At 59.8% G+C, this 24,876-nt stretch carries 27 protein-coding genes and 1 pseudogene; 18 read left to right on the plus strand and 10 right to left on the minus strand.

Annotated elements, in window-relative coordinates; all coding sequences use genetic code 11:
• Positions 1–115 precede the first annotated feature (115 nt).
• The 8 genes and pseudogenes from MUU55_RS25200 to MUU55_RS25235 form a co-directional block, all read left to right on the plus strand.
• Positions 116–1,303 (plus strand): ABC transporter substrate-binding protein, encoded by a 1,188-nt coding sequence (locus MUU55_RS25200; protein ID WP_244763541.1) that lies wholly within the window; start codon positions 116–118, stop codon positions 1,301–1,303.
• Between the two features lie 92 nt (positions 1,304–1,395).
• On the plus strand, positions 1,396–2,265 hold the full coding sequence (locus MUU55_RS25205; RefSeq protein WP_244763542.1) for a branched-chain amino acid ABC transporter permease: 870 nt from the start codon (positions 1,396–1,398) through the stop codon (positions 2,263–2,265).
• Positions 2,266–2,269: 4 nt separating this feature from the next.
• Positions 2,270–3,241 (plus strand): branched-chain amino acid ABC transporter permease, encoded by a 972-nt coding sequence (locus MUU55_RS25210; RefSeq protein ID WP_244763543.1) that lies wholly within the window; start codon positions 2,270–2,272, stop codon positions 3,239–3,241.
• Positions 3,238–4,020, plus strand: coding sequence for an ABC transporter ATP-binding protein (locus tag MUU55_RS25215; protein ID WP_244763544.1), 783 nt, complete (start codon positions 3,238–3,240; stop codon positions 4,018–4,020). Before MUU55_RS25210 ends, MUU55_RS25215 begins: the two co-directional genes overlap by 4 nt.
• A 3-nt stretch (positions 4,021–4,023) precedes the next feature.
• On the plus strand, positions 4,024–4,746 hold the full coding sequence (locus MUU55_RS25220; protein WP_244763545.1) for an ABC transporter ATP-binding protein: 723 nt from the start codon (positions 4,024–4,026) through the stop codon (positions 4,744–4,746).
• A gap of 1 nt (position 4,747) precedes the next feature.
• Positions 4,748–5,464 carry an aspartate/glutamate racemase family protein gene (locus MUU55_RS25225; RefSeq protein ID WP_244763546.1) on the plus strand — a complete coding sequence of 239 codons (717 nt, stop codon included), beginning with the start codon at positions 4,748–4,750 and terminating at the stop codon, positions 5,462–5,464.
• Between the two features lie 146 nt (positions 5,465–5,610).
• The gene (locus MUU55_RS25230; RefSeq protein WP_244763547.1) at positions 5,611–6,318 is read left to right on the plus strand and encodes a GntR family transcriptional regulator; all 708 of its coding nucleotides are present in this window, start codon (positions 5,611–5,613) and stop codon (positions 6,316–6,318) included.
• A gap of 40 nt (positions 6,319–6,358) precedes the next feature.
• A pseudogene (locus MUU55_RS25235) lies at positions 6,359–6,625 on the plus strand (IS3 family transposase); the annotation flags it as partial.
• Positions 6,626–6,791: 166 nt separating this feature from the next.
• On the opposite strand, the gene MUU55_RS25240 reads toward MUU55_RS25235, so the two are convergent.
• Together MUU55_RS25240 and MUU55_RS25245 are read right to left on the minus strand one after the other, a co-directional pair.
• Positions 6,792–7,715 carry a LysR substrate-binding domain-containing protein gene (locus MUU55_RS25240; protein WP_244763548.1) on the minus strand — a complete coding sequence of 308 codons (924 nt, stop codon included), beginning with the start codon at positions 7,713–7,715 and terminating at the stop codon, positions 6,792–6,794.
• A 31-nt stretch (positions 7,716–7,746) separates the two neighbouring features.
• A complete protein-coding gene (locus MUU55_RS25245; RefSeq protein WP_244763549.1) occupies positions 7,747–8,655 on the minus strand; it encodes a LysR substrate-binding domain-containing protein in 909 nt (302 codons plus the stop codon).
• A 108-nt stretch (positions 8,656–8,763) separates the two neighbouring features.
• Here MUU55_RS25245 and MUU55_RS25250 point away from each other — a divergent pair, with 108 nt between their 5' ends.
• The 6 genes from MUU55_RS25250 (at position 8,764) to MUU55_RS25275 (ending at position 12,890) form a co-directional block, all read left to right on the plus strand.
• Positions 8,764–9,438, plus strand: coding sequence for a cysteine hydrolase family protein (locus MUU55_RS25250; protein ID WP_244763550.1), 675 nt, complete (start codon positions 8,764–8,766; stop codon positions 9,436–9,438).
• Entirely contained in the window at positions 9,435–9,737 is a 303-nt protein-coding gene (locus tag MUU55_RS25255; protein WP_017276057.1) for a GYD domain-containing protein, read from the plus strand. Before MUU55_RS25250 ends, MUU55_RS25255 begins: the two co-directional genes overlap by 4 nt.
• A gap of 147 nt (positions 9,738–9,884) precedes the next feature.
• A complete protein-coding gene (locus MUU55_RS25260; RefSeq protein WP_244763551.1) occupies positions 9,885–10,697 on the plus strand; it encodes a transporter substrate-binding domain-containing protein in 813 nt (270 codons plus the stop codon).
• A 16-nt stretch (positions 10,698–10,713) separates the two neighbouring features.
• Positions 10,714–11,391 (plus strand): amino acid ABC transporter permease, encoded by a 678-nt coding sequence (locus MUU55_RS25265; RefSeq protein ID WP_244763552.1) that lies wholly within the window; start codon positions 10,714–10,716, stop codon positions 11,389–11,391.
• A gap of 24 nt (positions 11,392–11,415) precedes the next feature.
• A complete protein-coding gene (locus tag MUU55_RS25270) occupies positions 11,416–12,156 on the plus strand; it encodes an amino acid ABC transporter ATP-binding protein (protein WP_244763553.1) in 741 nt (246 codons plus the stop codon).
• 20 nt (positions 12,157–12,176) lie between these two features.
• The gene (locus MUU55_RS25275) at positions 12,177–12,890 is read left to right on the plus strand and encodes an MBL fold metallo-hydrolase (protein ID WP_244763724.1); all 714 of its coding nucleotides are present in this window, start codon (positions 12,177–12,179) and stop codon (positions 12,888–12,890) included.
• A gap of 87 nt (positions 12,891–12,977) precedes the next feature.
• On the opposite strand, the gene MUU55_RS25280 is transcribed toward MUU55_RS25275, so the two are convergent.
• From MUU55_RS25280 to MUU55_RS25295, 4 genes are all read right to left on the minus strand, one after another.
• Positions 12,978–13,415: an amidase gene (locus MUU55_RS25280; RefSeq protein ID WP_244763554.1), complete on the minus strand. Its 438-nt coding sequence runs from the start codon at positions 13,413–13,415 to the stop codon at positions 12,978–12,980.
• A 171-nt stretch (positions 13,416–13,586) separates the two neighbouring features.
• Positions 13,587–14,672, minus strand: coding sequence for an extracellular solute-binding protein (locus MUU55_RS25285; RefSeq protein WP_244763555.1), 1,086 nt, complete (start codon positions 14,670–14,672; stop codon positions 13,587–13,589).
• Between the two features lie 26 nt (positions 14,673–14,698).
• Positions 14,699–15,694 carry an agmatine deiminase family protein gene (locus MUU55_RS25290; protein ID WP_280519119.1) on the minus strand — a complete coding sequence of 332 codons (996 nt, stop codon included), beginning with the start codon at positions 15,692–15,694 and terminating at the stop codon, positions 14,699–14,701.
• Positions 15,695–15,798: 104 nt separating this feature from the next.
• On the minus strand, positions 15,799–16,821 hold the full coding sequence (locus MUU55_RS25295) for an agmatine deiminase family protein (RefSeq protein ID WP_244763557.1): 1,023 nt from the start codon (positions 16,819–16,821) through the stop codon (positions 15,799–15,801).
• 98 nt (positions 16,822–16,919) lie between these two features.
• Between MUU55_RS25295 and MUU55_RS25300 the strand changes: the two genes are divergently transcribed.
• Together MUU55_RS25300 and MUU55_RS25305 are read left to right on the plus strand one after the other, a co-directional pair.
• Positions 16,920–17,831 (plus strand): LysR substrate-binding domain-containing protein, encoded by a 912-nt coding sequence (locus MUU55_RS25300; protein WP_244763558.1) that lies wholly within the window; start codon positions 16,920–16,922, stop codon positions 17,829–17,831.
• A gap of 644 nt (positions 17,832–18,475) precedes the next feature.
• Positions 18,476–18,976, plus strand: coding sequence for an SRPBCC family protein (locus tag MUU55_RS25305; RefSeq protein WP_244763559.1), 501 nt, complete (start codon positions 18,476–18,478; stop codon positions 18,974–18,976).
• Positions 18,977–19,189: 213 nt separating this feature from the next.
• On the opposite strand, the gene MUU55_RS25310 is transcribed toward MUU55_RS25305, so the two are convergent.
• The gene (locus tag MUU55_RS25310) at positions 19,190–20,020 is read right to left on the minus strand and encodes a nitroreductase family protein (protein WP_244763560.1); all 831 of its coding nucleotides are present in this window, start codon (positions 20,018–20,020) and stop codon (positions 19,190–19,192) included.
• Between the two features lie 116 nt (positions 20,021–20,136).
• On the opposite strand from MUU55_RS25310, the gene MUU55_RS25315 reads away from it, so the two are divergent.
• Complete coding sequence (locus tag MUU55_RS25315) at positions 20,137–21,048, plus strand: LysR family transcriptional regulator (RefSeq protein ID WP_244763561.1); 912 nt, start codon at positions 20,137–20,139, stop codon at positions 21,046–21,048.
• A 69-nt stretch (positions 21,049–21,117) separates the two neighbouring features.
• Here the strand turns inward: MUU55_RS25315 and MUU55_RS25320 are convergent, their stop codons facing one another.
• A complete protein-coding gene (locus MUU55_RS25320) occupies positions 21,118–21,516 on the minus strand; it encodes a hypothetical protein (protein ID WP_244763562.1) in 399 nt (132 codons plus the stop codon).
• Between the two features lie 409 nt (positions 21,517–21,925).
• Between MUU55_RS25320 and MUU55_RS25325 the strand changes: the two genes are divergently transcribed.
• Positions 21,926–22,558 (plus strand): CatB-related O-acetyltransferase, encoded by a 633-nt coding sequence (locus tag MUU55_RS25325; RefSeq protein WP_244763563.1) that lies wholly within the window; start codon positions 21,926–21,928, stop codon positions 22,556–22,558.
• 242 nt (positions 22,559–22,800) lie between these two features.
• Here the strand turns inward: MUU55_RS25325 and MUU55_RS25330 are convergent, their stop codons facing one another.
• Both MUU55_RS25330 and MUU55_RS25335 read right to left on the minus strand, forming a co-directional pair.
• Positions 22,801–23,985 (minus strand): serine hydrolase domain-containing protein, encoded by a 1,185-nt coding sequence (locus MUU55_RS25330; protein WP_244763564.1) that lies wholly within the window; start codon positions 23,983–23,985, stop codon positions 22,801–22,803.
• Positions 23,982–24,875 (minus strand): PhzF family phenazine biosynthesis protein, encoded by an 894-nt coding sequence (locus MUU55_RS25335; protein ID WP_244763565.1) that lies wholly within the window; start codon positions 24,873–24,875, stop codon positions 23,982–23,984. Before MUU55_RS25335 ends, MUU55_RS25330 begins: the two co-directional genes overlap by 4 nt.
• Position 24,876 lies beyond the last annotated feature (1 nt).

Below are 24,876 nucleotides of genomic sequence, written 5' to 3' on the forward strand. Positions count from 1 at the left end.
CCACTTGACAGGATTGTTAACAATGCATTGAATGCCCTTGCCAAGGCCTGATGTGGCCGCCCTCGCGGCCCGCTCGCCACTAGAAAATAAATCAATGGCCCAGAGGAAGAACAACATGCAAAAACGTACATTCCTGAAGTTTTCCGCCCTTGCCGCAGCCACCTTCCTGTCGCTGCCGATGATGGCGCATGCCGAGAACGCCAAGCTGAAAATCGGCTTCGTTGGCGTCACCTCCGGCCCGGCTGCCGCCTGGGGTATTTCCAACCAGCGCTCGATGGAAGCGCGCGCCGCCTGGCTCAACGAACTCGGCGGCGTGAAGTTCGGCGACAAGACCTACGACATCGAGATCGTGCCTTTCGACGATCAGAAGGACCCGAAGCGCGCGATCGCCGGCATGGAAAAGATGGCGCAGGACGGCGTGCACTATGTCGTCGGCCCGAATGTCGATGACGGCGCGGCAGCAGTGCGCCCGGTCGCCGAACACAACGGCATCATGTATTTCCCCTACGCCTTCCCCAAGGAACTGTTCACTGCGCCGGCATCCAACGCCATCCTCGGCATGGTCGCCAATTACCAGTCGGGTCCGGCCATCTACAAGTATCTCAAGGAAAACAAGGGCGTGAAGAAGGTGGCCTTCGTCGCCGCCAACGAATCCGACCCGCTCAGCCAGCGTGAATCCGGCATTGCCGCCGCTCAGGCGCTGGAACTCGAAGTGGTGTCCGGAAACGTGACCTACCAGGTGGACACCACCGACTTTACGCCGGTTCTGCTGCCGGTCATCCAGGCCTCGCCCGACCTGCTCGTTCTCTCGGGTGTCTCGCCGGCCAACGCGCCGCAGCTCATCCGCTCGGCGCGCGAACTCGGCTATACCGGCTTCATTTCCACGGAAACGGGTCAGGATGCGACGGTTCTGCAGGAAGGTGCGGGCGAACTTGCCGAGGGCTTCATTTCTGTCGGCGGCGCATCGACACCGGAACTCGCCAGCGACACGATGAAGGAATTCGTCGATCGCTACACCAAGATGTTCGGCGAATATAACGACGAGTCGAACACCAAGGTCTACGCCCTCGAATACATCATCGAAACGCTGAAGGCGAACCCTGCGGCGATCGACAATGTCGAGGAATACAAGAAGACCATGGACACGTTCGAAGCCGCCAACCCCTTCATGAAGGGCGATGCCAAGCTGCGCTATGTCGGCATGACCTCCTTCGGCCAGAAGCGCCAGGTCTCCGTCCCGCTTGTCGTGAACGAATACAAGGGCGGCAAGTTCGAGACGCTGTTCGTCGGCCAGGTCGACTGATCAGAGCCTAGGCAATCAAAGAAACGAGACCCGGACGCACATCAGGTCCGGCCGGGTCTCCCTTTGCCTGAACCTTCCATTGGAGGCTCACGATGGAACAGATAATCGCCAACGGTCTCTATCTCGGGGCGCAATATGCGTTGATCGCCCTCGGATTGACCCTGATCTTCTCGCTGATGAACGTTCTGAACTTCGCCCACGGGCAGATGTACGTCTTCGGCGGCTTCGTCACCTATACGGTCGTGGTGCAGCTCGGCCTGCCCTTCATCGTCGGCCTCTTCGCATCCGCGATCGTGCTCGCCATCATGGGAGCGGCCATCGAGAAATTCCTGTTCGCCCCGGTCGTGCGCCGCTCCAAGCGCGATGAATCGACCATGCTGTTGGCAGCCGGCGTCGCGTTCTTCCTCGATGCCGTCATCCTGCTGTTCTTCGGTGAAAAGCAGCGCGGTGTGCCGAAGATTGTCAACGGCGTGTTCAACTGGGACATGCGCATCATCATGCCCTATGACCGCATTCTGATCGGCGTGCTCGCCATCCTGCTGATCGTGGTCTTCATCGCCTTCATGAACTACTCCAAGACCGGCCGCGCCATGCGCGCGCTTGCCCAGGACAAGATGGCCGCCCAACTGATGGGCGTGAACGTCGCCCGCTATTCGATGATCGGTTTTGCGCTCGGCGCCATGCTGGCGGGTCTCGTCGGCGGTCTGCTCGTCACCATCACCGGCGTCAATCTCGGCATGGGCGGACCGACTTCGATCAAGGCCTTCCTGATGATCATGATTGGCGGCGCAGGTGTGATTTCCGGCGCGATCGCCGGTGGCTTCATCCTTGGCATGATGGAGAGCGTCGGCCTCACCGTGCTTTCGGCCTATGGCGACATCACCTATCTCGTCATCTTCGCCACGCTGATGATTTTCCTCGCCGTCCGCCCGCAGGGGCTGATGGGCAAGCCGTGGGGTTAAGGTCATGAACGCTAAAAAACTAATGGGCTTCGCGGCCTTCCTCCTGGTCGTCTTCGTGTTCGTGCCGATGTTCATCAGCGCAACGGGTCGCTGGGACTTCTACTACACGCTCACCTCCGTAGCGCTTCTGTCGGTGGGGGCCGCCGGTGTCTGGCTGACCTTCTATATCGGCCGCATCAATATCGGCCAGGGCGCCTATGCACTGGTCGGTGGCTACGTCTCGACCATCCTCGTCACCCAAGCCGGTGTTTCCTTCTGGCTGACGCTGCCGCTGGCTGGCCTCTTCTGCGCCTTCATTTCGGTGCTGATCGGCTTTCCCATCCTGCGTCTGCGTGGCGTTTACTTTGCCATGGTCACGCTGGTTCTCACGGAAGTCGCTCGTCTCTCGGCACTCGCACTGCCCATCACCAACGGGGCCAAGGGCATCACATCGATCCCGCAGCCCGGCGAACTCTCGCTTTTCGGTCTGACGATCATCCCGGCCTTCGGCTCGCTTTCCAATCCGCGCGTCGGCTTCTATGTCATGGCCGTGGTGCTGATGATCATCACCTATCTGGTGCTCTGGCGCATCGTGAATTCACGGCTCGGCCATCTCTGCCGCAGCCTGCAGCAGAACGAGGAGCTGTCGGCCTCGATCGGCGTCAACACCGCCTATCTCCGGCTGCTCGCCTATGCGATCTCGTCGTTCTTCGGCGGCATTGCGGGCGCTATGTTCGCCTCCATCGCGCAGTCGATCTATCCGTCGTCCTTCGTGGTCGCCGACAGCGTGAACTTCATGCTCTACTGCTTCCTCGGCGGCCTCGGCTATGTGTTCGGCCCGATGCTCGGCACGCTCTTGCTCTATTTCGGCTGGGATCTGCTCTCGATCGCCAAAGAATACCAGCTTCTCATCTATTCCGGCGTCATGATCCTGCTCATGCTGGTCCTGCCGAACGGTGTCCTCAGCCTTCTCGACAAGAAGGAGAGCCGCGCATGACCCCGATCCTGCAAATCAAGAACATCACCAAGCGCTATGGCGGCCTGACGGCGGTGAATGACGTCAGCTTCGACGTCAACAAGGGCGAAATCCTCTCGGTGATCGGCCCGAACGGTGCTGGCAAATCGACGCTGTTCAAGCTGATCTCCTCCTTCGTTCCGGCGACGTCAGGGGAAGTGCTCTTCAACGGGACCCGTATTTCCAGCCTCGCACCCCACAAGGTCGCGCAGATGGGCGTCGTGCGTACCTTCCAGGAAACGACGATCTTCCGCTCCATGACGGTGCGCGAGAACATTATCGTCTCCCATCACCTGCGTTCGAAGGCGAGTCTGTTCGGCTTCTTCATCGGCACGAAACAGGCGAAGGAGGACGAGGCTGCGTTTGCAGCATCGGCCGACAACATCGTCGATTTCCTCGGCCTGCAAGCAATCCGCAACGAGCTCGCCTCCAACCTGCCGCAGGGACACCTGCGCGCGCTCGGCATGGCCATCGGCCTTGCCACTGACCCAAAAGTCATTCTGCTCGACGAACCTTTCGCCGGCATGAACCACGACGAGACCATGAAGATGGTCAACCTCGTCCGTCGCCTGCGCGACGAGCGCGGTGTCACCGTTCTTCTCGTGGAGCATGACATGCCCGCGGTGATGAAGATCAGCGACCGGATCGTGTGCATCAATTTCGGCCAGAAGATCGCCGAGGGCACGCCGAAGGAAATCCGCGAGAACGACAAGGTCATCGAAGCCTACCTCGGCTCCGAAGACGCGGCGATCGGGATGTAAGCCATGACCAAGATATTGAGCGTTGAGAATATCGAACTCTACTACGACCACATCTATGCGCTGAAGGGTGTGTCGATCGATGTGGACGAAGGTGAAACGGTCGCGCTGATCGGCGCGAACGGCGCGGGCAAATCCTCGATTCTGCGCGCGATCACCGGACTCAGGCCCGTCAAGTCGGGCCAGATCCTCTATGAGGGCCAGAAGCTGAACGGCACCTCGGCCTCCGAGATCGTGCGCCGCGGCATCTCCATGGTTCCGGAGGGGCGCCGCGCCTTCCCGCTGATGTCGGTGAAGGACAACCTGCTGATGGGCGCCTTCACCCGCACTGACAAGGCGGAGATCGAGCAGACGCTGGAAAACGTGCTGACGCGCTTTCCCCGCCTGCGCGAGCGTTATCACCAGCAGGCCAGCACCATGTCCGGCGGCGAGCAGCAGATGATGGTGATCGGCCGTGCGCTGATGGCCCGTCCCAAGCTGCTGCTTTTGGACGAGCCGTCGCTCGGCATCGCGCCGAAGCTTGTGCAGGATATCGCGCGCGCCATCGTCGCCATCAGTCGCGACGAGAAGGTCTCCATCCTCCTCGTCGAGCAGAACAGCCGCATGGCGCTCTCCATTTCCAACCGCGCCTATGCGCTTTCCACCGGGTCGATCGCGCTTTCAGGCAATTCCAAGGACCTGATGAACGACGACCGCATCAAGGCTGCCTACCTCGGAGGCGAAATCTGACATGAAAATCCTCGTCATCAACCCCAACACGACCGCATCGATGACGGATCATATCGGGAAGGCGGCGCGCAGCGCCGCCTCTCCCGGCACGGACATCACCGCCGTCAATCCGGCCCATGGCCCGGTTTCCATAGAAGGCTATTTCGACGAGGCGATGAGCCTTGCCGGTCTGCTCAACACGATCCGCCGCAATCCAGATTGCGACGCCGTCATCATCGCCTGTTTCGACGATACCGGCCTCGATGCCGCCCGCTGCCTGACAGACAAGCCGGTCATCGGCATCGGCGAGGCCGCCTATCACTTCGCATCGATGATCTCAAACAAGTTCTCCGTCATCACCACGCTTGCCCGTTCCGTGCCGGCATTGGAGCACAATCTTGCGCGCTACGGCCTCGATGCCCGTTGCGCCCGCGTGCGCTCCTCGGAAGTCGCCGTTTTGGAACTGGAGCAGTCTGGTTCCAATGCGCGTCAGAAAATCAGTGTCGAGATCGGCCTTGCCGTGAGCGAGGACCGTGCCGAGGCCATCGTGCTCGGTTGCGCGGGCATGGCAAGCCTTGCCGCCGACCTTACAAATGAACACGGCTTGCCCGTTCTGGACGGTGTTTCCTGCGCGGTGAAGATGGCGGAAGCCATGGCGGGGCTCAAGATGCGCACCTCCCGTCTTGGTGGCTACGCCCCGCCTCCTGCCAGCAAGCTGGAGAGCATCTTCGCGTCCTAGGACGCAACCCGGCACGCCCGTGCCTTGGATAAAATATCTGTGTTGGCTATATTATGGTTCATCGACATGTTTGATGCTTTCACCATGGACATGCCGGGCCGGTGCATGCAATTTGCGGGCGTATTTTCGGGACGGGAGATTGCCGCATGGCGCCGAAAACAGCCAATTCCAACCGTGGGCGCTCCCCGGCTGTCCATCGCGCTTTGAAACGCGCGATCCTCGATCAGGCTCTTTTTCCCGGAGCGAAGCTTCCGGAAGACCTGCTCGGCGAGCGTCTTGGGGTCAGCCGCACGCTGGTTCGCGAAGCCCTGGTCCGGCTTAGCGAGGAAGGCCTGGTCGACCTGACGCCCAACAAGGGTGCGACGGTTGCACGACCGACGCTGGAAGAAGGCCTCAATCTTTTCCTTACTCGTATGGCCCTCGAACGCCTCGTGGTGGAATCCCTTTCGGGCAAGCTGACAAAAGCGCAGATCGAAACGCTGACCGCGCATATCGCGGCAGAAGAGGCGGCCAAGCCGGAGCATGCGGTTTCGATCCGGCTCGCCGGCGAATTCCACACCATCCTCGCGCAGATGACCGAGAATGCCAGCCTGATCAGATATGTAAATGAAACGGTTGCTCGGAGCTCTCTCATCCTCGCGCTCTACGGCCGGCCACACTCTTCTGACTGTGCCGTGTCGGAGCACCGGCAAATTCTTACGCATCTTATCGCTGCGGAAACCGAGCCTGCCGCAACATTGATGACGCATCACCTTGACGCAATCTCGACCAGAGCTCTCCTACCGCGACACTGCGATAGGGATATGAAAGATGTCCTTTCGGATTACGCCGCTGCAGAGGGCCTGCTCGGCTAGTGTTAAAAGCGTGTGTTGCCGAACTGGAGTGACGCCCTCGGGCTGGCTTACCAGGATAGGCGATGCAAAGTTGGTCCGCTTAATGTCCCGCAGGGGCTATTCGCAAGACAACCCCGCCTGCGAAGGCGTCTTCGGTCGGCTGAAAACAGAACTCTTCTATCCAAGAGACTGGGGGGCGAACACGATCGAGCAGTTCGTCAGAGAGGTGGACGCCTACGTCCATTGGTACAACGAAAAGCGCATCAAGCTATCACTTGGCGCCCTCAGTCCCATCGAATGTCGAAACAGCCTTGGACTTAACGCATAACCAGCCCAACTTTTTATCAGAATCCCCGCTCGCGTCAGTTCTCAGTGGCAATCAACTCTCACATACTCGATCGATGCGGACATGATCGTCGGCAGCGAGAAGTAAGCTGACCTTTTGTGTCCCGGCTTTGATTGAAGGGGTCGCCGGTTCACATCCCTTCAAGAGACTAGATGGACACGTTGTGTTGGACTGCCTGCGATCCTAGTGGCGAGGCCGCTTCTTCGATGAGCCAGTTGACGAAGGAGCTGACCTCGGCGACTTCACGCTTCGCTTCCGGGCAAATGCAATAGTAGTTGTGGAGGGCCGGCACGCTCAGGCGCAGCGGCTGCACCAGCCGGCCTTCGTCGAGATCGCGTGCTGACACGACTTCGTCGCTGAGGGCGACGCCAAATCCGTCTCGGGCGGCCTGGAGCACGATGCCGAAGTCGTCGAAATGCACGTCGGATTCCCCCGCATAGGGAATGCCGGCTTCGGCCTGCCAACGTCGCCATTGCGAGCCGTCATCCTCGTGCAGCAGCCTGTGATAAGCGAGGTCCGAGGGCTGGCGGATCGCGTTCGGACCGCGCAGGAGTTGCGGGCTGCAAACCGGCGTCATGTGAATGCCATGCAGCAAGCGCCACCAAAAGCCCGGCCATGGCGGCATGCCGTAGACGATCGCGACATCCGTCTTGCGCCAGTCGACGCCGTGGAAATGGCTGGAGGTAAGGACTTTCAACTGAAAATTCGGGCTTTCCGCCATGAAGGTGAAAAGCCGCGTGGCGAGCCAGGCGACGCCGTGCACCTGCGGGATGGAGATGGTGAGCGCCTGCTTTGCCGCGCCATGTTTTTGCGCCGAGAGTTGACGCACGCCGGTATGGATCGCATCCATGGCGCTGGCCACGGAGCGCTGGAGCTGGCTTCCGCTCGGCGTCAAAGCCAATTGCCGGCCACGCTTTTGAAAGAGGTCGACCCCGAGCGTCACCTGGAGCGCGCGGATCTGCTGGCTGACGGCGCCGGGCGTAACATGCAGTTCCGCCGCCGCCGCGCTGACATTGCCGAGCCGCGCGACGCTTTCGAAGACGCGAAATGCATGAAGGGGTGGCAGCGCCATCGGTCTCTTCCCTCAATTGACGTTCAACGGATCAGGCATTCTGGTCACGGCCCGGCCGTAGCTGCTCGACAATACGATCGGCCAGCGCGCGTAGGACAGGGTCGCTCGCACGATCGACAGGGCAGACGATATAATATTCCCGCGCCGCATTGATCGTGGTGGCAAACGGCTGGATAAGCCGCCCTTCGCTCAGATAGTTTCGCGTCAGGACATCCGAGACCAGCGCCACGCCGCGGCCCTGAACGGCGGAGGCGATAGCCTGTGCGACCGAAGTCACCCGGACACGGGTATTGCCTTCAAGGGCGATCCGCGCGGCGACGGACCATTTTGCCCATTCCCCACCGTCATCTTCATGCAGCAGTGCGACCGAACTCAGCTTCCTTTCGCGATTGCGCAGGTCGAGCCGCGGAAACAGGGTCGGCGAGCATACGGCACAGAGCCGAACCTCGCTGAGCGAGCGCCAGTATTTTCCGGTGAACGGCGGATTGTCGTAGACAATAGCCAGATCGTTCTCCGCCCAATCCACCTCCGCGGCGGTGATCGCCTCGTTGATGGTGAGGTTGGAAATGCAGTGCGACTGCGCGAAATCCACGATGGCTGCTGTCAACCAGGCAATCCCGAGCGCGGTCGGCACGGAAACCGACAGCGACGCAGGCTGGTCGCCGGAGGTTAGCTTCCGTGATGCCCGCGTCGCCGTATCGAGCTGCCCCAAGGAGATCGCTACGGTCTGCGAAAAATCTCGGCCCGCCTGGGTGAGGGCAACATTCCGGCCGGACTTGCGGAACAGGAGGATCCCCGTCGCGTCGCTCAGCTTCTTGAGCTGCAACGAAATGGCGCTCGGGCTGAGGTTCAGTTCCTCCGCCGCCTGGCGCACACCGCCGAGGCGCGCAGTCGCTTCGAAAGCGGGCAGATATTGCAGGTAGGGCGGAAGGCGGCTCATCTCGATATCCGACTGATCGTTTAGCATTATAGAACGATATCGGTGATTTTAAATTGATTTTTTAAAACTGTCAGGGGTGCTATCCCATCGACAAAGAGGAGCGTGTCCATGATCTCGGCAAAACCATTCGACTATCCCTACGACGGCAATCTTGATGCGCGCAAAACAGCGCTTATCGTCATCGATCTGCAGGAGGATTTCCTTTCCACCACGGGTTATTTCGCCAAGCAGGGATATGATCCCGCACCGCTGCGCGCGATCCTTCCCGCGGTAAACCAGCTCATCGCTGCCTGCCGTGAGGCGGGCATCCAGATCATCCACACGCGACAGGGTTACCGCGAAGACCTCGCGGATATGACCCCTTATGAAAAATGGCGCCGGCAGCGGTCGGGTCTTGAGGGCACGACGGCGCTGCTGCGGTCGAGCCCCGGTTTCCAGATCGTTCCCGAACTCGATGTGCGACCGGAAGACATCATTGTCGACAAGACCTGCAACAGCGCCTTCACCTACACTGATTTCGAGCATGTCTTGCGTGCGCAGGGCATCACGCATCTGTTGTTTTCCGGCTGCACCACCGACGTCTGTGTGCACACGACGCTGCGCGAAGCCTGCGACCGGAATTTCCAGTGCCTGACGATCTCGGATGCCTGCGCCAGCGGCGATCAATATGCCCATGAGGCCGCCCTGCACATGGTCACCGTCGAGAACGGCATTTTCGGCGCGCTGACCGATACCGCAGCGGTGCTCGAAGGCCTGAAGAAGCTTAGGAATTCCAAGGCATGAGCGAGATCCAGAAGTACGTTTCGCTGATGCGCCTGACGCAGAAGGGGCTTGCCGAACTGACCGATAGTGCCAAGCGCCGGAAGGTCAGCGAGGACCGCGTTGCAGCGCTCGGCGGGCGGTCGATCGCCTTCTACGCCCTGCTTGGGACCTATGATTTCATGCAGGTTTTCGAAATGCCGAGCAATGAAGCGATGATGCAATACGTGCTCACGGCGCGCCGGGACGGACATGTCGAGCCCCTCATCCTCCCCGCATTCGACACCGAGACATACGGCCAGATTCTCAACGCCGTCGGCTGATCAGACAGTTTAGTTTTTCTGCGATTTCAGCGGGAAAACATTTAGCTTGTTTGCGAAAGGCACTCGTATACGACTTCATAAAACACCGATGCAAGACATCAAAGACAAGGGAACACGACCATGATGAATGCAAAACTGGGAATGAAAATGTCGCTTTTGGCAGGCACCATGCTCGCCTCTGTGCTCAGCGCCGGCACGGCTCTCTCCGCCGACCAGAAGCCCGATTTCGTATCGGGTGGCGTCTTGAAGATTTGCACCAGCGGCGAATTCCCGCCGATGGAATATTATGAAAATCCGGGCGACAAGGACCTTGTCGGCTTCGAGATCGATGTCATGGACGCGATCGCCAAACGGTGGGGTGCGAAGGCCGAATATGTCGTCGGCGACTTCAAGGGCCTGCTTCCGTCACTCGATTCCAAGCGTTGCGACCTCGTCGCGAGCGGCATCATGATCACGCCGGCCCGCCTCGAAAAATACGACGGCATTCCGTATTTCGGCTCACACGTCGTGCTGGTCACGGCAGCAAGCGACACGGAGACGAAAGTCCCGGCCGATGTCAGTGGCAAGATCATGGCGATCGAAGCCGGCACGACCTACGAGAAGACGGTCGCCGACCTCAATGCCGAACTGGAAGCTGCCGGCAAGGAACCGATCCAGGCGCAGACCTATCCGTCCGCGTCGGGCGTCATCGAGCAGATCCTGGTCGGTCGCGCGACCGCCACGATCACGCAGGACACAACCGCTGCCTATCGCATGCTGCAGGTGCCGGGCCGGCTGGCCATTCCCTATACCTACGAGGAAAGCGAGAACTACGGCATCTACCTGCGCAAAAGCGATAGCGACCGGCAGATGCTGAAGGAAGCGATCGAGGCCTTGCAGGCGAGCGGCGAGATGAAGGCGTTTCTCAAGAAATGGAACCTGCCGGAAACCTCGACCGACGTTTCCCACGACGTAAACTGACAATAGGCGGTTTCCGTTGTTCCAGCTCGATCTCTTCCTGCAGGCGATCTTTAGTGCCCCCCTTTTCAAGGGGGCACTCCTGACGATCGGCCTCTCCCTCTGTGTCATGGCCGTCTCCCTCGTGCTCGGCATGGGGCTTGGTTCCATGGCAGGCTCACCGCGCCGCTCCGCCCGCTGGCTGGCGACGCTCTATGTCTGGCTGTTTCGCGGCGCACCTGCACTGCTTGTGCTGCTGTTCGTCTGGAACGGCCTGCCGCAGATTTCCGAAATCTTCCGCGCGGGCTGGTTCACGCCGTTTTTCGCGGCCTTCCTGGCGCTGTCGCTGATCCAGATCGCCTATCTGGCGGAAATCCTGCGCAGCGCCTTTGCCGCCGTGGGACATGGGCAGCGGGAGGGGGCGGCCGCGCTCGGCATGCATCGCTGGCAGATCTTCCTGGTCATCACCATGCCGCAGGCACTCAGGATCGCGGTTCCCGCGCTGATGAACGAGTTCATCTCGCTTTTGAAGACCACGTCGCTTGCCACCGTAATCTCGCTCAAGGAACTGATGACGGTCTCGCAATTCGCGATCGCCACCAGCTTCCGCTTCCTCGAATGGTACGGCGCAGCCCTTGTCTACTATCTCGTCATCGTCTCGGTGCTGACGCTTGCCCAAAACCGCATCGAATATGTGCTTTCGCGCGGCTATCGCTGATCGCGGCAAACCCACGGGTAGGATATGAACACGCAAACCGCAATTCAGGTTGCCGGCGTCAACAAATGGTACGGCGCCTTCCAGGTCCTCAAGGGCATCGATCTGACCGTGAACAAGGGCGAACGCATCGTCATCTGCGGTCCATCGGGCTCGGGCAAATCGACGCTGATCCGCTGCATGAACCGTCTTGAAGTGCATCAGGAGGGCTCGATCATCGTCAACGGCGTCGAATTGACCAGCCAGCTCAAGCGCATCGATCGTGTGCGCAGCGACGTCGGCATGGTCTTCCAGCACTTTAACCTGTTTCCGCACCTGACGGTTCTGGAAAACTGCACGGTTGCTCAGCGCTGGGTGCGCAAGCTAGCGAAGAAGCAGGCCGTCGAGATCGCCATGACATATCTCGAACGCGTGCACATTCCGGAAAAAGCCGACAAATATCCTGGCCAGCTTTCCGGCGGCCAGCAGCAGCGTGTCGCCATCGCACGCGCGCTTTGCATGAACCCCAGCATCATGCTGTTCGACGAGCCGACCTCGGCGCTCGATCCCGAAATGGTCAAGGAAGTGCTAGACACGATGATTTCGCTCGCCGCTGATGGCATGACCATGGTCTGTGTCACGCATGAGATGAATTTTGCGCGCGAGGTCGCCAGCGAAGTGGTCTTCATGGATGGCGGCCAGATTATCGAGCGCAACACGCCCGACATCCTGTTTTCCGCGCCAACGCACGAGCGCACGAAGCGCTTCCTCGGTAAGTTGCTGCATTGAGCGAGGCGACCTTGAGCAATATGAACTGGTTTTCAAAGGATGTGATTTCGGATCGGGTTACCCGGATTTACGAGCCGCATGTCCATAAATTCTTCCAGGCGAACATGTTCCACGTCGTCGGCAAGGATGCAGACCTCGTCATCGATTTCGGCATGGGTCTCGATCATCTCAGGAGCGCGTTGGACCTACGCTCAGGCAAGCCCTTAGTTGCGGTGGCGACCCACGTGCACGTCGATCACGTCGGTTCGTTTCATGAGTTCGATATCCGGCTGGGCCATGTGGCCGAAGCCGAGGCCTTCGCGCGCATGCCGGATGCGGAAACACTTGCCGAGTATTTTCGCAAGCAGCCGGGCGCTTTGACCGCAGCAGCCCCCACGGGCATGACGCCGGAAGCTTACAAAATATCGCCGGCTCCGCTCACCAGAATCCTGGCGGAGAACGACGTTATCGACATCGGCGACGCCAGTTACATGGTTCTGCATCTTCCCGGCCATTCTCCCGGTTCCATCGGTCTGCTCGACCAAAGGACGGGGGAATTCTTCAGTGGGGACGCCATATATGAGGGCGGCCTCGTGGATGATTTGCCGGGATGCGATATCGAAGCCTACAAGGTTACGATGAAGCGTCTTTCAGAGCTTGACGTCGGCGTCGTCCATGGCGGTCATGGCGCCTGGTTCGGCCGAGACAGACTGCGGGAGATTGCGACGAACTATCTGGCTTCAAGAGAAGCTTGAAGACGTCAAACTGTTTCAGAACCGGTCCCGTTCAAAGCTTCGCCCATTCATACGGACATAGAAGTTCGTCAACGAGAGGGCGCGGGTTCAGATCGCGTTAAGGCGACGAATGCGAGCGTATGGAGGACCGTGTGGGCGCGATGGGGTGTCGGCCTGGTCGCCCTCGTAATTGCTGACAACAGGGAAATCCGTGACCACCATCTCGGCCCCCGCCGCCTCAAGTGCGGCACGCGCTGCATTGCAGAGCACAATCATCGAGGCGCGGGTTGCAGTCTTCTGGCCGGTCGCACCGCCGATCCCGACCGTTTCGCCGGTTCCGACCTCAGGATCGGCATTGATATACATCGCCGGCAGGCCGAAGCGCTTGCCGGCAAGGCTCGCGGTTACGGCAATATCCGGATAGGACGACGGCCGGGCCTCGGAGGCCTTGGGGATGTTGACCCAGGTCTGGCGGCGCCGGAGGTCACCGTGCGTCTCGGGATCGTCGGCGACGATAACGTCGAGCAGTTCGAGCATATCCGTCATCGACCGGCTATCTGGAGCGCTTCGCGCAGTTCTGCAATCGACGCTTCGACAAGCTTCATTAATAGCCTTCTTCAGCGCTCTTGGGCTCACCGGAGTGATTTTTTCGCTCCGGCCTAGCCTTCAGTTTTGACGCATTGTTCTACTGCGAGAGGAAAAATCCTTCTGACGAGGCTATCGCACACCTTTTGCGCGGTCCCATGCAAAGGTCCACATTTTCAGTGCCTTCGGGCTCAGCGCCCTTGGGAGATGTAGTCTTTTTTGTACCTCATCCGAGGGGTAGAGATCTGGGTTCGTTCGCAGATTCTCGTCCAGCAAGGCGAGTGCGGCCTTGTTGGCGGTGGAGAAGCCGGTCTCCGTGGCCGCGATCGCGGCGATTTCCGGGCGCATGAAGAAGTCGATGAAGGCGTGCGCGGCTTCAGGATGGGCTGCGTCGGCCGGGATGGCGAGGACGTCCGACCAGACGAGATTGCCTTCCTTCGACAGGCGATATGCGATGCTGAACGGCTTGCCTGCCTCTTTCGCGCGGCTGGTAGCGATCAGCATATCGCCGGAAAAGCCTATGGCGAGGCAAAGGTCGCCGCTGGCGAGGTCGTTGACATAGCTGGAGCTGTGGAACTTGCGTACATATGGCCGAACCTTGGAGACAACCTTGACGGCTTTCTCCAGTTCCTCCTTGTCGGTCGTGTCCGGATTCAGCCCGAGATATATGAGGGCGAGGCCCAGAACCTGCTCGGCATCGTCGAGCATGCCGACGCCGCAGGACGCGAATTTCTCGACGACTTCGGGATCGAAGACCATGCGCAGGCTGTCGACCGGCGCATCGGGCATGATCGCTTCTACCTTCTCGACATTGTAGCCGACGCCGGTCGTGCCCCACATCCACGGCACGTTATGCGCGTTGTCGGGATCGACTTCGGCCCCGCGCGCCAGAACCGCAGGATCGAGATTGCCGAGGTTGGTGAGACGCGCGCGATCCATCGGCGCCCAAACGCCGACGGGCAGCTGGCGCAGGAAATGCGGTGTGAGGTTGACGGTGACGAGGTCGTAACCCGATCTACCGGTCAGCATCTTGGTCTCGACAATGTCGTTGGAATCGAACAGGTCATAGGAAACCTTGATGCCTGTTTCCTTCTCGAAGGCGGCGATAGACTTGGCGCTGAAATAGGATTCCCAGGAGTAAAGGTAGAGCACCTTTTCCTCTGCCCAAGCCGAGGTCGTGAAAAGGCATGCCGTTGCAAGCGCGAGCCAGCGTTTCATCGTCATTCTCCATTTCTAAAGGCAGGTTATCGGGGTTGCTGTTGCGTGACACAGTGAATGCCACCGCCGTTTTCGTAGATGCGATCGGCATCGAGTTGGACGATGCGGCGGCCCGGATGCAGCCGGCCGAGTACGTCCTTGGCCAGCGCATCGGCCTTCCTGTCGCCGAATTGCGGGGTGTAGAGCGCGCCGTTGCCGACATAGTAGTTCGCGTAGCTGCTCAAAAAATCATCGCTCGTCGAGCGAACCTGGGTTGCCGAGGGAAGGGAGACAATCTGGAACGTGCGGCCGCGTGCATCACGCGTCTTCGCCAGGATCGCGAGGGCCGCGTCATGGGCCTGCGCCCATTCCGACGTGTCGCCGGGATAGCTGCTGGCCACGATGAGGCCGGGTTCCACGAAGCGCAGCGAGCCGTCGATATGCCCGTCGGTAATATCGAGCCCGCGCACGCCGGGCACCCAGATGACACTCTCGACTCCGAGGACGGCCTTGAGGCGTTTCTCGATCTCGGCACGCGTCAGGCCGGGGTTGCGATTGTCGTTCACCCAGCAGCTTTCGGTGAGGAGAAGCGTGCCGTCGCCGTCATATTCGATGCCACCGCCTTCGCCGCAGAGACCCGGTTCGAGGCGTTCGGCGCCTGCCGACGTGGCGATCTGCGCTGCAAGCTTGCCGTCACGCGGATGCGCCTGCTTGTTGCCCCAGCCGTTGAAACCGAAATCGACGGCTGCGATGTCGTCTCCCTTGCGAACAAAGACAGGTCCGCTGTCGCGTGCCCACATATCGTCGGTCGGGATATCGACGAGCTGGACCTTCGGTCCGCACAGGCGAGCGGCCAAGGCATGCTGGTCCGCTGGGGCGGCCATCGAAACGGGCTCGTTTTCCGCGATAGCCGCTGCCAAACGGCCAAGCGTTTCCTGAATGCTCTCGAAATAGGCGCCCGGGCCTTTGTAAATGCTTGGCGTCGACGGCCAAGCCATCCACGTTCTTTCATGCGGGTCAGCTTCGGCGGGTACGTTTATCATTCCGATAGTCTCCAATTCGGCACGGCCTCGGGCTGCCGGCAGCAGCACCAGGCCCGCAGCGGCCACAATAAAACTGCGGCGTGAAAGGTTGGGGACCTGTTCGGTCACAACGGCTGCTCCTGCGTGATGCAGTGGATGGCTCCGCCGCCCGGGGCGACGGCACCCATATCGACCGTCACGATCCGCCGATCCGGAAAGGCTCGGGCGACCGCTGCCTTGGCCTCATCGCCGGATGGACGCCCGAAGGTTGGCATCACGACCCCACCGTTGGTCAGCGCGAAATTGATGTACGAGCGTGCGAAGACCTCGCTGGTCGCCTCCACGTCATAGGCTTCCGGGATGGGGATGACTTCGAAGTTGCGTCCGCGCGCATCCGTCTGGCTTCCGAGGGCCGCCAGATTGTCGGCGAGGATGCGGCCGTGCAGATCGGTCGGATCGGGATTGTATTCAAACATCACGACGCCTGGCCGCACGAAGCAGCACATGCCATCGACATGACCGTCCGTCTCCAGATCGAGCGGATCGCCGGGCAGCCAGACGACCTTCTCGACGTGGAGCATGCGCATGAGCTCCTGCTCTATCCACGCCTTGGAGAGGCCCGGATTGCGGTTGGGATGGAGCAAGCTCGTCTCGGTGACGATCAAGGTTCCGTCGCCGTCGCAGGCCAGCGAGCCGCCTTCGCAGTGGAGGAAGGATCGGACGATGTCGGCCTCCTCATAGGCCAGAATACGGCCGGCGAGCGCATCGTCGGCATCGAAGGGGGCGTGTTTGCCGCCCCATGCATTGAACCGCCAGGAGGCGCCGGCGAGGCCGCCATCGGTACGCTTGAGGAAAGTCGGTCCGGAATCGCGGATCCAGGAATCGTCGATCGGCAGCGCAACGATCTCGATCGCATCGGCGAGTTGGGCGCGTGCGGTTTGCGTATGATCGGGATGGACCACCATACTGACAGGTTCGAATTGCGCGATGACTGCGGCGACTTCGGCATAGGATCGCTGCATGTCGGGCAACCGTGCGCCATAGAGGTCCTCACGGTGCGGCCAGGCCATCCAGGTCTTGGCATGCGGCTCGAATTCGCCTGGGCGCCGCAGCTTAGCATTCGGCTGCAGCGGTGTCGTGGTATCCATGATTGACTCCCGTTTTCATGTATGGCGATCATTATTGATCTCGATATTTGTCGAGACAAACGAGAAGCATTCCTGTTTTTAATGAATGGAATTCATGCATGTTGAAGTTTCGCCACATCCCCCCGACCCAGTTCATGAAGGGGTTTGAGGCTGCGGCACGCTTGGAAAGCTTCAGTCGAGCGGCAGAGGAAATCGGCGTGACGCAATCGGCTATCAGCCATCAGATGCGCCTGCTCGAAGGGCAGATTGGCCAGCCGCTGTTCCTGCGCGTCGGCCGGGAGGTGCGCCTCACCGATGCCGGGCGTGATTACCATCGCACGGTGCGCCGGTGCCTGGAGATGATGGAGGAGGGCTATCGGCGCCTGGAGCCCTATCGCAAACCCGGCAGCGTCGTCATCTACGCGCCGCGGGATTTAGCACGGCGCTGGTTTCTGCCGCGATTGACGGCTTTGAAACTTGCGGTCCCGGCCTGCGAACCTTGGCTGGATACCAGTGGCGCGGCTATAGACTTCGAGACGATGGAGGTGGATATAGCCATCATTTATGCGCACGAGCCGCCGCCTGGCAGCGAAAGCATTCTTATCGCTCGCAACAGCCTCGCGCCCGTTGCTGCGACCGCTCTTGCGCGAGTGCTCAGTAAGCCAGCCGATCTCCTGACGATGCCGCTGATCCATGAGGAAGGCCCTATCGGCTGGGCAGACTGGCTGGCTGACAGAGAGATTGCGCCGGGTTCCGTTTGGAGAGGCGCCAATTTCAGCGACAGCGATATCGCACTTGCTGCTGCCGAGCTTGGCCAGGGTGTCGCTCTCGCCAGTATTTTCCTTGCTCAAGACGCACTTGCGACCGGCAGCTTGGTTCAGCCCTTTCCGGCGGTACTCGATACTGGGCGCGGCTGGTATGCCGTGTCCAGTCCCGAGCGACTGAATGATAACGACGTTGGAGCGGTGTGGGAGTGGTTGAAAGCGGAGACTGTGGGCAGACGTGAGCAAACCGTCGGCGGACAGGGTTGAGTCGCGCTTTTTGCGCCAGACCACTTTCCCAAACTGACATCGAATTTTGACGCGGCATTGGCGTCATTTCGTTAGGTTTCATATGCAGAAACCTAACGCCCAAATGGCCCATTTCGTGAGCGAGCCATTTGCTAGGGAGGCAACAATGGACGTGTTGCGTTTGTTTGCGGAACTTACCTGAGAAATACTTTTTTGCAAAACTGCGCAACGCAACATTTGCGGCCGGCGAGGCTTAGGTGTTGAACACCTAACAGCAGAGATGTCGTGAAATCTTTGAACTCGCTAATTGGTAAAAACACTACACTCATTCCGTAAGAATTGAGTTTGCCAAAGGCGAGGGCTCATTGAACAGCTCTCAGCGGATACTTTTTAAAAAATGGGGGTGCGGCGGTTCGAAATGGTTCGAGGCGAGGGCGAAGGCATCTTGATCGAGCCAACTCCTGTTCACTCGCAACGTCAGCTTTGTGCCCTCGAAGGAGACATGACCGCGGCGCAAAAGTTTTGATTGACGGAGCCGCGGGGCCTGCAGAAAGTCGCCGTCCGACGACTTTTTCTCAGTGGCGTGTCGGACTCTGTCTCTGCGGAACGTCGTCATGAAGAGCGGTCACGCCGAAAACTCGCCCGCCAAGCCGAGGAGAAATCAGATGAAGGAATTCAATAGTGCATACGGCACCCAGAACAGCGTGTTGGTCGAGCGTAGAGGAGACCGCGAACTCGCAGTGACACGGACATTCAACGCGCCTGCGAGCACGGTGTTCAGGGCGTGGAGCGAGCCTGAGCTATTTCAGCGCTGGTGGGTGCCTAAATCGGCAACTGGTGTTTTGCTCGTATCGTGTCGCATGGACGTCCGCACCGGCGGTAAATATCGACTGGAGTTTGGTGCCGGTGGCTCGGAGACGATGGCCTTTTACGGCAAGTATCTTGAGGTGGTATCAAATGAGCGCATTGTCTGGACCAATGACGAAGGGGAAGAGGGCGCGGTCACGACTGTGACTTTCGACGATCAGGGCGGGAAGATGCTGCTAACCTTCCACGAAATATATCCGTCGACGGAGGCGCTTGAAGAAGCCCTTCAGGGCAGTGCCGCCGCATTGCCGGAACAGTTGGAGCAACTGGACGAATTGCTTTCCGGCACAGTCAGGTAGCGCAGATCACTGGCAGCCTCACGAGAGATGCTGGACCAGGGACTGGCAATCGCAGGTCGCTGCCGCTTCGCGCCTTCATTTCGGCCGTTGAGACAATTCGGGCGGACGCCTGAGAGCAGGCAGTCTGCCTATCACTTCCGCATCGCGCCAATAGCGGTCATAATACCTCGCTCGCAGGGAGCTTCCAGCGAGGTCTTGGAGCCAAGCGATGGTCTATAGGAGTTTGAATCCTCTGTCCTCGACGGTGGACCGAAGGTTTTCACGCCCATCCATGTAAAGCAGATCGTTTGCGGAAGAGCCTACCGCCTCGACGAAGGTCTTTTCCTTCATGCCGAGGTCCTCGCGGAAATGCTTGAGAGGTTCCTCGTAAGCCGCAATTCTGGATGCCCGATCCGCTTCATAACGGTTTCGATGTAGGACAACATCCTGGGATGGGCGCGGTCGCAGTCGTCCCTGCGCCTCAGGTGCCGGATAGCCAACTACCATGCCGAACGTGACGTAAGCGTAATCAGGCAGTCCCAGCAGATCGGCGACGTCCTTCGACTTGTTGCGCATCCCGCCGATGTAGACGGTGCCCAATCCAAGCGACTCCGCCGCAAGGGCTGCGTTCTGCGCTGCAAGTGCCGTGTCTATGGTTGCCATCACGAATGCATCGAGATGATCGTGAACAATGGCGCTTCCACCATTCGCCTTCGAGATCGCATTGTTTCTTGATTGGTCCGCGACCCAAAGCAGGAAGGCAGGAGCCACTTCGATGAATGGATTGCCGTGACCGGATGTCCGGTACAGTTCCGATTTCATCTTCGGATCAGTAACAGCAACTACGCTCCACATGTGCAGATTGGATGAGGATGAGGCCGACTGAGCTGCTGCCACCATCGTTTCCAGCGCACCATCCGGCAAGGTATCAGGAAGATATCGTCGAACCGAGCGGTGGTTCATCATGTGCTCGATCTGCTCGTTCCAAATGATGCCTTTCGGTTCATGCCCGAGGCCATAACGTTCTTCCAGCATCTGCGCCCGGCGGGCGGCTTGGTCTGACATTCTCAACTCCTGCCGTTTGTCGTGGACAGGATTTACGTTTCAATGGACAAGAGATTTAGCGCCTCCCAGTGGAATGACTTTCCATGCCGATGGACAATTGAAGGGCGAAGAAAGCCATGGATCAGTTCAACGCCCTCCGGGCGTTCATGAGGATCGTCGAGACAGGCTCGTTATCCAAGGCGGCAATGAGCCTCGAAATGCCGAAATCGACAGTCAGCAAACTTCTGGCCGATCTCGAAACACATCTTGGCACGAAACTGCTGCAGCGCTCCACGCGCAGTGTGGCCCTGACCGCCGAGGGCGCGACATATTATGAACATGTCGGCCAGGTCATGCTCAGCCTGCAGGATGCCGATCTGTCGGTGCGTGAAAGCAGTGCGAGCCCGAGCGGACGTGTCCGCATCGACGTACCTTCATCGCTTGCCAACACCCTGGTCATCCCAGCACTGGCGGAATTCCGTACACTCTATCCGGACATCCAATTGGTCATAGGGATCAGCGACAGACCGGTTGCACTGATCGAAGAAGCCGTGGATTGCGTGCTGCGTGTTGGCCATTTGCCGGATACGTCCCTGATTGCCAAGACGATCTATGAAGATCGCTTGATCACTTGCGCTAGTCCAGCCTATCTCGAAACGCGGGATCGGCCCGTGACGCCAGAAGAGCTTCGACAGGGGCACGACACCATCGGGTACTTTTCCGCCCTGACTGGAGAGGCTCGGCCGCTCGTGTTCAAGCGAGGTGATAGGGTCGTCGAAATCAGCGACACCAATCTGCTCTCAAACGACAGTACGGGCCAGCGCTCCATGATCCTTTCAGGCTTGGGTATCGGGCAATTGTTCCGCTCGACAGTAGTCACCCATCTGAATACCGGGGCGCTCGTCAGCGTCCTGGACGATTGGACGGACTACGCCGCCCCAGTCTCCATTCTTTATCCTTCATCGAAGAAACTGACGGCCAGGGTTCGTGTCTTCATCGACTGGCTGACGGACCATCTTCGTAGATCACATGGCGGTTATCGGGTATGATCCGCTCGCAGTTCTGAATGACTGGTTGGGCCGATTGGGTTCATCGCGCAGAAGCACCGATCGCGTCCTTCAGACGAACCCGTTGAATGCATCGGCCTCGCTTTGAGTAGCGAATGTGAAGGTGACCAGCTCACTCTCATCGTCCTGACGGATGCCGATTGCAGTCACGATCAATCGAGCGATCTCGTCCTGCGCCTCATGTCCTGACCGGGATGATTTCACGGCCTTTTCGATGGCCGCCGCGAAGACTTCGCTGATCAGGCCGAGTCGCATATTGTGTTTCATGATGATGTCCCGGTCCTCGATGATCGCCGCCTGCTCTTCCTTCGGAATTTCGGCATTGTCCATCGCGGCGATCGTGGCATTGGTCGCGAGCTTGATCGGACCTTCCTGAAGCCACCGCTGGACCATCTGGTGGAACTGATGCATTCGCGCAGCGGGGATTGTTTTCTGGACCGTGATCGACATCTGCATTCCTTTGTCAGCTTCCATTCAAACCGATACTCGCTCCGAGGACAGAGGATCGGCTGCCGCAATCAAATAGAAATTGCCCAGCAGGGTTTATGGGGCTGAGCCACAAGCTTCAATGCATTTATGCTGGAGATCGAACAGTCAGAGACATGGTGGGCGATCGGGTGGGCGGCTTCATGGCCGCATTAGGCAATAGGTCTCCTGGCGCAGAAGCGCCATAAATAGTCATTGGATGCTCGCACTCTGTGAAACCTCTGATGAAAACATTTGATGGAAGCGATAGAGGCGGCGAGATGGATTTGAAAGGTTAGTAGCAATATCGTCGCTCCGCTCAGATCGATCAAGTTTTTCCAACGCGCCGGGCGCTTCCGGTTGCCCTACACTCGGTCAGTCGAAAAGGTTCTTGATGTCGCTCCTCAATGCGGACGTAATCCACCCAATCACCCTGCCTGACGGCAGGGTGTATACGGACACAGTTTACCTGAAGAACGTCATCGACCACCCGCGGATCGAAGTCGGCGACTTCAGCTACTTTACGCATTCTGGAGCACCGCAAGAAACGGCCCAGATACTGGCCCCCTATCTCGGCCACGGATGTCGCGAGCGACTGGTGATCGGTAAATTTGTGCAAATTGCTCGGGGCAGCTATTTCATAACCAGTTCAGCCAATCATCCGATGACTGGTTTCACAACATATCCATTTCGGGTCTTCAAGCCCGAGACGTTTGGTTACAAAGACCTGCCTGTCAGAGACACGGTGGTCGGCCATGACGTCTGGATCGGCCACAACGCGGCAATCATGCCCGGCGTGCGTATTGGTGCGGGTGCGATCGTGGCCGCAGCCTCGGTCGTTGCTCGCGATGTCCCACCTTATGCCGTGGTTGGCGGCAATCCGGCGGCCGTCATCAGGATGCGTTTTCCTGCCGACGTGATAAACGACCTTCTCGATATTGCCTGGTGGGATTGGTCGATCGAGAAGATCGAAGCCAATTTGACATCGCTGAGCAATGGTGACTTGGCCGCTCTCAAAATCGCTTAGCCCGGGATTACCGTTTCGCCACGTCTGCTTCGGGCCGACAACTGACTCCGGCAAATTGCGGCGGCAAAGCTGCTTTCGTCTCTTGCGCTCGGGAAGCAGTCAGACTGCAGATGGCCCCATATCGGCCCTTCTGCGGAGATGGGGCGGCGCGATAAGCTAAACGATTTCAGCGTATTAGGTTTTCTCAAGCAAAGAGGGCGAGCGTTCGATTCCCTTCAGTGTAACCTAATTTACGCATTCACTCAGGCCGCTTCGCGCGAGAGTTCCGCCAACAAGGCGAGGCACAGCCGGTCGCAGGCCTCATCGCTTGGTTCAGGTTGCGAGGAAAGTTTGGCGATGACCGTTCCGGCGGACGGATCGACATGGAGCCATTGGCCATGCACGCCAACGGCCGCGAAGGCGTCGGTGGGGTTTCCTATCTGGTACCATTGGTTGCGGTAGCGGCCATTCGGAAGCCAGGCATCGCCGGATTCCTGCCAGGCTTGACGGCTGCCCCCGGTGCGGACGGTGTCGTCCACCCAGGCGGCGGGAAGAATGCGCTGGCCGGTGGTGGAGAGGCCGCCCCGGCGCATCATCTCGCCGAGGCGGGCGAGGTCCCTTGCCGTCATCGAGACACCACCGGCCGCTCTGGCTGCCCCCGTCGCGTCAACGGTGATCTCCGCATCCTGTGTGGCGCCAAGTGGTTTCCAGAGCCGCTCTGTGGCGAGATCGATGTAGCGCTGGCCGCTGGCGCGCTCAATGACCAGGCCGAGCATGTCCGAATTCGGCGAACGGTAGCAGAAGGCGCCGCCGTGCGCGCCGGATCCCTTGCGCAGCGTGCGCAGGAAACCGAGCATCGTCGGGTCGATGTCTCCCGCCTGCGGCGGGTTCCAGAGCACGGCGCGGCGATAACGGCCATAGGCACCTGTCGTGTCGAGATAGCTTTCCTCAAAATTGAGGCTGACGCGCATGTCGAGCAGGTGGCGCACGGTCGCATCCGCATAGGCCGAACCGGCGATCTCCGGGACATAGGCGCTGACCGGCGCGTCCGGGTCGAGCAAGCCGTCGCCTTCGACGATGCCGGCGAGAAGCCCCGTTACCGATTTGCTGATCGAAAAGACGATGTGACGGCTGTCCGGGGCCATATACGGCGCGTAGAAATCGGCAATGACGTGGCCGTTCTTCATCACCACCAGTGCATCGGTGGAGGTCTGCCTCAGGGCTGCCGCGATTGTCCGGTCTTCGCCCGCAAAGGCTAACGGCGCCTCCAGAAGCCCATACGGATCGCCGATCGCCTGGTCCATTGATGGGGCAGCAGTAGCAATGCGGGCGGAGGGCACCAGTTCGCGCACATGGCCGAAGGACCAGGTGCTCCACGGCGCTTTGCGCCAGTTGTCGAGCCGGACATCGGTGCGCGCAAAGCCGTACCGGGTGGCAAACGGGATCATGACCGGTTTTCCGCATCGTCGCGGCGCACGGCGCCGCCGATCCAGCATCCCGTCGCGCGGCCGTCCTCGATACGGAAGCGCACGCTGATTTCGGACGGTCGCCGCATCGCAAAGCCCTGGCGGATGCGGATCGGCTGTTCTGTTGCCGTGACCGCACCAACAGCCAGCAAGCCGAAGGCGAGGGCGGCGGCGGCGATGCCCGTTGCGGCGTCTTCCGGATAGCCGGATGATTTTGGAAACTGGCGGGCGGCGAAGACCCGACCGGCGAGATCGTCGGCCGCATAGGGATAGAGGCCGGTCGATCCGATCCGCTCGCACAGGCTTTCCATGCGAGAGAAGTCCGGCCGGAGCCCGTCGAGAAGCGCGACAGTCTTCAGCGGGACGAGGGTTTTCACTCGGCTGGTGCGGGCGTTCCATATCGGAAAATCGGCAAGAGCATCGGCGGTCACCCCGAGCGCGGCGAGAATATCGTCCCGGTCCGGTTCAGGATCGGGCAGGGGCTCGACGATGCCGGCGGGCTGGCTTACCTCGACCATGGCCCCCTGTTCTCCACGCTCGATGACCCGTGCTTCTACCAGGCCGCTTTGGGTGGCGATCCATATGTGATCGCGAGGAAGCCGCCCGAGCCGGTCGAGCAGCCAGACGGCACCGACCGTCGCGTGGCCGCACATGGACATTTCGTGGTTGGGAACCCAGAAGCGAAGGGTGAAGTCACAATTCGGCGCTTCCGGCGGCGGGGGGAGAACGAAGCCGCTTTCATGGCCATGGGCGCGTGCCACAGCCTGCATCTCCACATCGGACATGCCGGCCGCATCGGCGACGATCGGTGCCGGGTTGCCGCCGCCCGGGCCGGCGATGAAAACGCTGACAACCTCTACCTGCCTGTCCATG

This window comes from Shinella curvata, from assembly GCF_022899935.1.
GTDB lineage: Bacteria > Pseudomonadota > Alphaproteobacteria > Rhizobiales > Rhizobiaceae > Shinella > Shinella curvata.